Source organism: Streptacidiphilus pinicola, from assembly GCF_003258295.1.
Lineage (GTDB): Bacteria > Actinomycetota > Actinomycetes > Streptomycetales > Streptomycetaceae > Streptacidiphilus > Streptacidiphilus pinicola.
Map to the genome: position 1 here is coordinate 1 of NZ_QKYN01000049.1, position 8,415 is coordinate 8,415.

The following is an 8,415-nucleotide window of genomic DNA, read 5'->3' on the forward strand; positions in this document are numbered from 1 at the left end:
GAGGGCGGGTTGGGCTTCTTGCCGCTGATGTTCTTGGTGTTGGTGTTCTTAGGGGGTTGATCAGCCGCTGGCGGATCAACCGCTAGCGGATAATCGACCACCGGCCCTGACCTGCGGTTTTGCTTGTTCTGGCTGGTGGGGGCCGGTGGCGGGTTTTCCACCACCGGCTCTGAGCTGGGCGGCGGCCCGTCCGGGGTGTCAGTGATCAGGTATTCGAAGGCGCCGAGAGTGCCGTCGGGGCGGCGTTCCTGACGGCGGAACAGATAGCCGTACACCTCCAGCTCGCGCAGGCCGGTCCTGATGGCGGCCAGGCCGTCAGTGGACTGCTCGGCCAAGCGCTGTGGAGTGATGCCGTAGCCGTCACGGTGGGTGGAGATGAGCCCGAAGACGCCCTTGGCCTTGAACGACAGCCTCGGGTCGCGGAAAAGGTCGTTGGAGATCTGGGTGAAGCGGTCCGCCGCCATGGCTCCGCGGCGGATCCGCGGGTACGTACGCGTGGTCACAGCGCGGTCCACCCCCGTGCTGAAGTGTCATCGCCGGCCAGCGGGGTCCAGATCTGCGCGGAGGGCCCGTGGGCTTCGAGGTCTTCCAGGATGGCGGTGCCGAGCGGGACCTTGCGCGCGAGCCGCGCGGCGAGCGGGTTGCCTGCGGCCATGGCCCGCAGGTCCTGGATGCGGTTGTTCAGAACGGGGCGCGAGGCGCCGGTCAGGACGAACAGCACCCGGGGGAAGACTGGGTAGTGGCGCAGCCAAGCTGGGAGCGGCGCCGCGGTGCGGTTGCTGATGCGGCGAGCCCCGAACGCGACGGGCGTGTAGTCGTGGAACCGCGAGTAGGTCATGAGTTTGGAGGCGAGGCGCTCGCTGCTCATGGTGGCGCGGTCGAGCTCCACGAAGGCCCGCAGCTGGGTGCGGCCGCCGGCGTCGGTGGCCGTGTAGCGCATCAGGGCGTCGGCGACCAGGGCGTCGCCGCGGGTCTCGGAGAGCCGGTGGCCGACTTCCGGGGTCCAGTCGAGCGGGCCGTAGTCGTCGCCGTGGCGGCGGGCGTCGGCGAGGAAGGTCAGGTGGGTGCGCAGGACCGCGAGGGTGTGCGGGGCGCGGACCTTGATGGAGGCCGGGGTGTCGGCGAAGGCGGGGTGGTCTTGGTCGCGCAGTTCTGGCAGGGAACTGGCGACGTCGCGGCCGGAGGCGGTGAGGTACCACAGGCCCATCGAGCCGGGGCGCGGAAGGACGACACGGTCGGCGAGGCCCTTGGAGCGCAGGTCCTGGAGCTGGAGGCGGGTGGCGTTGATGTGCCTGCTGCTGCCGATCAGGTCGTGCAGGTGTCGGGTGCTGCCCATGCGGTGCTGGCTCAGGCAGGCGAGCAGGAGGTAGGCGGGGGTGACGTTCACTGGAACTCCGTGGGTTTGACGAGGCAGGGGCCCTCGGGGCGCGGAGGCGGCGGGGTGCGGTCGGCCGGGCCGGTGAGGAAGGCGAGGACGACGGCGTCCTGCTTGTCGGCGAGCTTGTGGAGGTAGGAGGCGGTCCTCGCGCCGACGGCCTGGGTGCTTGCCTGGGTGAGCTCGCCGAGGTGCTTCTTGCTCTTGATGGCGCAGAAGACCTCGGCCGGCTGGGGGCCGCGCACGGTCAGCGGACCGCGCTGCTTGCCCCCGGCGGTGAAGGACAGGGCGTGGTGGTAGCGCGGCAGTTCGGCGACCTCGCGCACGGTGATCGCGCCGTGCCACTGCTCGGTGACCGCGCCGACCGAGTCGGTCGACCCGGCGGTCGTCGACAGTACGGAGGCGTTCTGCAGCAGGGAAGCGCGGGTGCCTGCGCTGATGCGCTCCAGCAACTGCGCGAGGACGTGCAGGCGGATGCCGAACTTGCGCAGCTGCTCGGTGATGTCCGCGATCGTGGAGCCGGTGCCGGCCTGGTCGAGGGCGATCAGCTCGTCGATCCAGATGTGGAACGGCTTGCGTTTCTTCTCCGGCAGGTTGCCGCGGGACAGGCCCGCGCGGAACACGTCGCGCATCAGGAGGTTGACCAGGAGGCGTTGGGTGGGGCCGGTGCCGCCCAGGCACAGCCAGACGATCCGGCGCTTGTCCATCGCCGTGCGGGCGTTCCACTTGCCGGTGGGGGCGCCGAGGAGGGCGTGGGCGACGGGGTCGGCGGCGAGCCGGTCCAGCGGATTGAGCACGGGGGCGAAAGCGTCGTCGCCGTAGGCGGTGAAGGTGGTGGTCCACCAGGCCTTCGCCTTTTCGGGCAATTTGTCGAGGACGGCTTCGCGGAACGAGACGTCGGTCAGGAGCGTGCGGACTTGGAACAAGGTGGCCTGCGCCCGGGGCTTGCCGGCAGCGACGGCCTGGCGGTTGACCTCAACGAGGGCTTCCAAAGCCTTGAACAGGACGGTGCTGGCGCGAGGGGCGGTCCGGTCGTCCCAGCCCAGGACGATTGCGAAGGAGTCGACCGCCGCTCGCACGACTTCGTCGGGGCGCTGGCCAGCGTCCATGCCGAGGGGGTTCCACGAGGGCAGGCGGGCGCCCGCGTCGCGGCCGGTCAGGTCGATCCGCCAAACCCGGTCCCGCAGCGACTCATGCGCCAGGAACGGGGCGGCAAGGTCCCAGGAGTCGGCGTGGGGGTCGACGAAGAACACCCCCTGGCCGGCGGCCGCGACCGCGATCGCCTGCACGACGGCCCTGGTGGTCTTCCCGTAGAAGGACTTGCCCACCGACACCGAGAACAGGGTCTCCTCGAGCGGAGAGGCGACCAGCCGGGTCGTACCGTCCGGGGCGTGGTACCAGCCCTGCGGCATCAGCGGCTTGCCGAGTTCGTAGGTGGGCAGCGTGGCGGCGGTCAGCGGCTGGCGGCAGTGCACGGTGGGGGGCTTGAGCAGGCCGGAGAGCTCGGAGATGTTCAGCCAGGAGTCCGCGCGCGGCAGGACCAAGCCCGTGGTCCAGCGCCGGTCGAAGCTGCCGCGGCGCAGGAGATGGTTGGCGTTCCACTGCCATGGGCCCAGCCGGGTGCCCTCGACGCGCAGGCGGGATCGGCCGGCGAAGACGTCCATCGCGGAGGTCAGGGATTTATGGGAGCGCTCCGCGCGGCCTTCCTGGTCGGAGGCGCAGCGCACCAGCAGCTGGAGGCGGACCAGGCCAAGGTCGTCACCGAGGCGGCCCCAGACCTGCGCGGCGTCGACCGGGCGGGGACGGACCGTCATCGCCATGCGCCGGCCCCCGTGGCCGCGATGGTCGCCGAAGTCCAGGAGGTGCGCGAGCTGGACGGCGAAGGAGTCCTCGATGGCGTCGGTGTCGGCGATCGCCCGCCGCGTTGCCTTGCGCGCTTCACTCTGGGCGCGGGCGCGCGCGGCGGCGGCGAGGTGCCAGCGCTTCAGGCGCAGCCGCCAGGTGGGGATCGGCTGAAGGTCGACGATCACCTCGGCCAGGTCGCCGAGGTCCGCACGGACCGCCGCCACCGCGTCCATGATCGGCTGGAGCGGGTCCGGATGCAGCGGCACCTCGCGCAACGGTGCGCCGGGGTCGCCACGCAGCACGAACTCCGCGCGCAGCGTGTGCTTGCGTGCGCGATCCCGGGTGGGGCGGCAGCGCTCGACGGTCACCTTGTCATACGGCGTCGTGGACAGTATGTCCTGCGCGCTGGCGTGGCCCTCCAGGCTGTAGTCGAGCGGTGTCTCTCCTGTGCCGTCGGCGCGCAGTCGGATGCGCACCGACTGCGCGCGGGCCGGCGCCCACCACGGTCCAGAGCGGGCCGCGCGCAGCAGCACAGCGGCACCCCGCCAGATCTCCTCCTGGCAAGGGTCGAACGCGCGGGCCGGGGTGAGGGTGTAGCGCACGCGCTGCGCGAGAACCTTTCGGGTCAGCCACTCGCGCAGGACCAAGCCGCCGGCGATCAGCGGCAGGCAGAGGAAGGTGAGCAGCAGGCCGTACGCCGTGAGCCAGGCGGGCACGTGCCACAGCCACAGTGCGCAGCGCACGAGCAACCGGACCAGGCCAGTGGTCAGCGCGGTCATCGCGCGCGCTCCGCGTTGATCGGGGCGGTGCCAAAGATGGGCGAGAAGCCGGGGTTGTGATGCACAGTCGCCTTCCGTGGGGATCGAGGAGATCCGATACGGGAAGCAGACCCGCGCAAGGTCACCACTACGGTCACCAGATCCACCCGCGAAGCATCACGAGCCGATAACAACCGCAGTCACCAGCGGGACTGACGAGTCACCAGTCGCCGGTAACTGACCCGTGACAGCGAGCCTGGACCGATTGCCAGCGAAGGTGGACCGACTGCAGTTCGTGACAACGAAGATGGACCGCCCGGCGACGCCGCATCCCCCGCTCCGCTGGCTGCTCGCCGTGCCGGGCCCCCTCACCCCGCGCCGCCCCACGCCCTGCCGGCCGCCCCATCACCAGAGCCCACCGGCGCCACGGGCCCCGCCCAGCCCGCGCCCTGGTTTTCGACGTGGTCCCGACCGCTTCCGCGCTGGGCTGGGCTGCGGCAGGCGGCCGCGCTGCTGCCGGAGCCCGGGTAGCGCCGCTGGCCATGGACAGCCTGCGATCATGCGTGAGTGCATGAACTCGAAGAACTGATCAACGTCAGCGACCCGGCCTGGCCTGAGCTACTCGAGCTGTTTGCGGCCAGCGCCGCCCCGGTCGAGGTGCTGCCAGGCGACGCGGCGGAAGGTCGCCGTGGCCTGCTGCAGATGCAGCTCACGGCCCGGTCGGCGCTCGGCGGTCTTGTGTTGAACAGCGGTGGACTTGTCGTGGACCACGGCTGGGTTCGGGTATTCGGCGGCGGCTCGGCAGGCCGCGGCATGCCGAGCCTGGCCCAGGTGAATCAGTTCCCCGTGGCCTTCGATCCGGCGTGGCATCCCGCGACCGGTCTCGTTGTGGGTCATGACGTGGTGGGCGGGGTGTTTGCCCTCAACGGCCATGACCCTGCCGCCGTGGGCCGCCCCGGTGTCCCTGGGCAGATGATCTATTTCGCTCCGGACACACTTGCGTGGGAGGCGATGGAGATGGGCCACTCGGGATGGCTCACCTGGCTGCTCTCTGGGCGCCTGGAGACGTTCTATGACGGCCTGCGATGGCCAACCTGGCGGGAGGAAGCAGAGGCGCTGGCCTTGGGGCAAGGCATCACGGTCTATCCGTTCCTGTGGTCCAAGGAAGCCCGCGCGGATCTCGGCGCAACCCGCCGTCGGCCGGTGCCGATGCGAGAGGTCCTGGGGGCGGCCTCAGATTTCGTTCGGCAGATGGGTCCGGCCGATCCCGGTTTTCTCGGCGACGTGTAGTCCAACAAGCTCACTGCTGGCTGTGGTCGGCTCAACTTGAGCCGCCAGTGCAGGTAGGCGGTGGTGGGGAGTTCGGTTCGGCTGCCGGCGGGGCAGCCACCGGATCGAGGTGGCCGGTGAAGACGGCCAGGTCACCGGGTGACGGCGCGTCACGCTGCCCGCGGGTCCTCCGTCTGTTGTTACCTGACGCCGGCCTGTACGAACCGCCGGGTGACGGAGGCCACGAGCAGCGCGGTGGCGGGGTCCGTCGCGCCTGCTGCGCGGGCCTTGGCCCACAGAGCGACCGTCCTGTCGCGGGCCGCGCGTGCGCTCGGGTGTCCGGCGCCGTGGTCGCATGCCCAGCCAGAGGCGGCGCGCGCGTACAGCTGGACGGCGCGGACGTCGTCGCCGATCTCGTGGCACACGTGCGCGAGCAGTTCCATGGCATTCCACAGCTGGTGGCAGCTCGGCCCGAAGGCGCGCTCCACGTCCCACACCAGCGAGCGGGCGCCCATGACCGCGTCCAGGAGCCTGCGCTCCATCAGCGCGGCAACAACGCGTGCTGCAGCGGCATCGACCCACGCTGCCCCGTCGGAGACGACTGTGCTGGTGGGCTGTGCGAGGTACACCGGCTGTTCGCCAGCATCGTCGTCGCTGCGCAACACGGTGCGCAGCGCATTTCGCTGAGCGCTGCGCTGTGCGCGCACACGGGCTGACCGTTGCGCGCGCGCAGCTGCTGCGCGCGTGAACGAGTTCCTGGTGGTTGTCCAGAGCAGTGCGGCCGGCCACAGCACCACGCACACGAGGACCGCGATGACGGCGCCCACGGCGCGCACGGGCTCGATGCCGAAACGGTCGCCGCCCGGATGCGCACAGCGCTCCGGCAGCGGCAGACTCACCAGGCAGCAGACCGCGATCCCGACGAGCCCGTAGAGCGTCACCGCCGTGACGGATGCGGGGGGCTGGGGCAGCAGCAGGGGAATACCGGACACGTTGTCCTCCTCCAGGATGTGCCCCCCACTCCATGCCGCGCGGGTCACCGCTACCGTCACCAGTTCGGCGGCCACCGGTTGCGATGCCGTAACGGCCGCCGCGCGCCGGTGTGCAGTCCTGGTCGCCGCTCTTGCGTGTGCGCTGCCCATCTCGGACGAAATCAGGCCGTTGACCTGCCCTGGTTACCTTTTCGGTGACTTGGTGCGGTGTGGGTAACCAGCCCTGTGGGTGCCCCCGGGACGGTCGGGGAGCGTTCGAGACGGGAGGCGTGTCGGCCTGTGCTCATTGGCGTTGGACAGGCATGAGTTCCATGAGCACGAAGTTCCTCCCCGTCGCGATGACTGCCTCGGTCCTCGCGGTCGGCGCGACAACAGCCAGCGCCACCGGCCAGTACCAGGCGATCTCCTTGGACGCGGCGTCAGGCGACTCGTCCGTCTCCGGTCATGCGCAACTGGACGTCACGCGCGAGCACGGCGGCTTCCGCGTCCGCGGCACCGTCACGCCGTACCGCGGCTGCGTCGAGCTGAAGGCGATCGAAGACCACTGGGGTCTCTACGTGGGCGAAGACACGATCACGCGCGCATGCGGCCACGACCACCAGGTCTTCGTCAGCGCGTTCACCCACCACTCCGACGTCGTGCTGACCGCGGACGTCGGCCCCGGCTACGACTCGCGCATCGTGCAGCTCACGGGGACAGGCGGGTGAACCGCACCGGCCTGCGCCCCGCCGCGGCGGCCCTGCTCGGGGCGGCCGCCTTGCTGAGCGTGTCCGGGTGCGCTGCGCACCGCCACTGGATGAGCCCCGGGCTGGCGCCGATCGCCGCCAGCCCGAGCACCACTGGCTCCGCCTCTGCCTTGCCGGCAGCGGGGTTCCACGCCCCGGCCGGCCCGGCAGATCCGCGGGTCTCCCCCTCGATGGCCGCGAGTCCGCCGGCTTCCCCCTCCGCCTCGGCCGGCGCCTCATCCGCGTCGGCAGGAACACCCGCAGCCGCCCGGCCGGGGCGGGACTCCGTTCCGCTCCCTGCCCCACAGGCGCCGGCGCGGCACGCCGCATCGCGCGGAACGACCGGGTCCCACCACCACGGTGGCTCGGCCCACTCAGCCGGTCGGCACGGCCCGTCCCCCTGCGACGCCCTCGCCAAGGAGGGCGGGCTGCCCGGGAACCTGTTGGCCCAGTGCCGCCACATCTACGGCTGACGCTGTCGCGTGCATGAGCGGTGGTGGCCGGTGCGCACTGCGCACCGGCCACCGTTGTTCTGCACCCTTGCTGTGTGCGCAGCCGGGTGCTGCGCAGTGCGCGTCGAGGGGTGCGCGCGCTACCGGCGGCCGACGATGTGCGCAATCAGGACGAGCGCGTAGGTCTGCGCGCACGCGGTGATGACGCCGAGGGCGACGGTGCGCACGGAGTCGGCCCAGCGCGATCGGCGCCGGACCGCAGGGCGCGGCTGGGGTCGGCGAGGCGTCCTCTTCGCGTTCGACTTCTTCGGCTTGGACATGGCGAGCCTCCACGGATAGTGACAGCGGATCACGTCGGCTCGAGGGGGCTCGCGCCGCCTCGGTGGTTCCGACGCGGCGAAGGCAAGCGGTCGATTCGGGCTCTACCAACACCCCGATCCCGCCGTACGGACCCGCGCTCGCGCACGGGGGAGGACGGATTGCTGGCCGGCGGCGGACGACGGATCAGGGTCTTGGTCGAGGCCGGGGCGACTGGTAGTGGGCGCGGCGGCGTAGGCGGCAGTTTCCGCGGATTGGGGTGTTGGTTGGCCGCCGGATCTGGGGTATCCAAAAGGGTCACCAGTGCAGGTCAAGCCCCCGTTCCGCCGTCAGTGCCGGGACCGGCGGCGAGTGCTGGTTACCTTCGGCCGGCACGGGACTGGTTACTGGTTACCTTCCTGTCGTTGCGGTTTCGTGATGCTCAGCGGGTGGATCTGGATACCGGAGCGGTAACCCCGCGGGGGTTAGGTCAGGGCAAAGATCCCGACCGACCGCCGGAGGCCCACCCCGATGTCTCGCTCCCCCGCCCTCCCCGATGCCGCACTCACCGACAACGTCGTCGACGCCGTCGTCCCCGGTCGTGCCTGCCCCCCAGCACCGCCACGCCGCGTCCCCGTGCTGGCTTCCCCCGCCCCACGCCCGCGCCCCCCGCCCCCCTCCTCACCGTCCGCTCCCGTCCCT

At 71.1% G+C, this 8,415-nt stretch carries 6 protein-coding genes and 1 pseudogene; 2 read left to right on the top strand and 5 right to left on the bottom strand.

Annotated features, from left to right (window positions below; genetic code table 11):
• The 3 genes and pseudogenes from DN069_RS13215 to DN069_RS13225 all read right to left on the bottom strand — a co-directional run.
• Positions 1-464, bottom strand: a pseudogene (locus tag DN069_RS13215) (hypothetical protein); the annotation flags it as partial.
• 35 nt (positions 465-499) lie between these two features.
• The gene (locus DN069_RS13220; RefSeq protein ID WP_243639171.1) at positions 500-1,387 is read right to left on the bottom strand and encodes a replication-relaxation family protein; all 888 of its coding nucleotides are present in this window, start codon (positions 1,385-1,387) and stop codon (positions 500-502) included.
• Positions 1,384-3,999 carry a P-loop NTPase family protein gene (locus DN069_RS13225; protein ID WP_111501146.1) on the bottom strand — a complete coding sequence of 872 codons (2,616 nt, stop codon included), beginning with the start codon at positions 3,997-3,999 and terminating at the stop codon, positions 1,384-1,386. Before DN069_RS13225 ends, DN069_RS13220 begins: the two co-directional genes overlap by 4 nt.
• A gap of 546 nt (positions 4,000-4,545) precedes the next feature.
• Between DN069_RS13225 and DN069_RS13230 the strand changes: the two genes are divergently transcribed.
• On the top strand, positions 4,546-5,268 hold the full coding sequence (locus DN069_RS13230) for a DUF2625 family protein (protein WP_111501147.1): 723 nt from the start codon (positions 4,546-4,548) through the stop codon (positions 5,266-5,268).
• Positions 5,269-5,447: 179 nt separating this feature from the next.
• Here DN069_RS13230 and DN069_RS13235 read toward each other — a convergent pair whose 3' ends face one another.
• Positions 5,448-6,314, bottom strand: coding sequence for a hypothetical protein (locus DN069_RS13235; protein WP_133259907.1), 867 nt, complete (start codon positions 6,312-6,314; stop codon positions 5,448-5,450).
• A gap of 236 nt (positions 6,315-6,550) precedes the next feature.
• On the opposite strand from DN069_RS13235, the gene DN069_RS13240 reads away from it, so the two are divergent.
• Positions 6,551-6,946, top strand: coding sequence for a hypothetical protein (locus DN069_RS13240; protein ID WP_111501149.1), 396 nt, complete (start codon positions 6,551-6,553; stop codon positions 6,944-6,946).
• A gap of 610 nt (positions 6,947-7,556) precedes the next feature.
• On the opposite strand, the gene DN069_RS39375 is transcribed toward DN069_RS13240, so the two are convergent.
• Positions 7,557-7,736, bottom strand: coding sequence for a hypothetical protein (locus tag DN069_RS39375; RefSeq protein ID WP_133259908.1), 180 nt, complete (start codon positions 7,734-7,736; stop codon positions 7,557-7,559).
• Between the last annotated feature and the right edge of the window lie 679 nt (positions 7,737-8,415).

What these genes read in the sequence shown, in the direction of transcription:
- DN069_RS13225 (WP_111501146.1), bottom strand. Translation starts at nt 3,999, where the DNA reads ATGACCGCGCTGACCACTGGCCTGGTCCGGTTGCTCGTGCGCTGCGCA.
- DN069_RS13240 (WP_111501149.1), top strand. Translation starts at nt 6,551, where the DNA reads ATGAGCACGAAGTTCCTCCCCGTCGCGATGACTGCCTCGGTCCTCGCG.
- DN069_RS39375 (WP_133259908.1), bottom strand. Translation starts at nt 7,736, where the DNA reads ATGTCCAAGCCGAAGAAGTCGAACGCGAAGAGGACGCCTCGCCGACCC.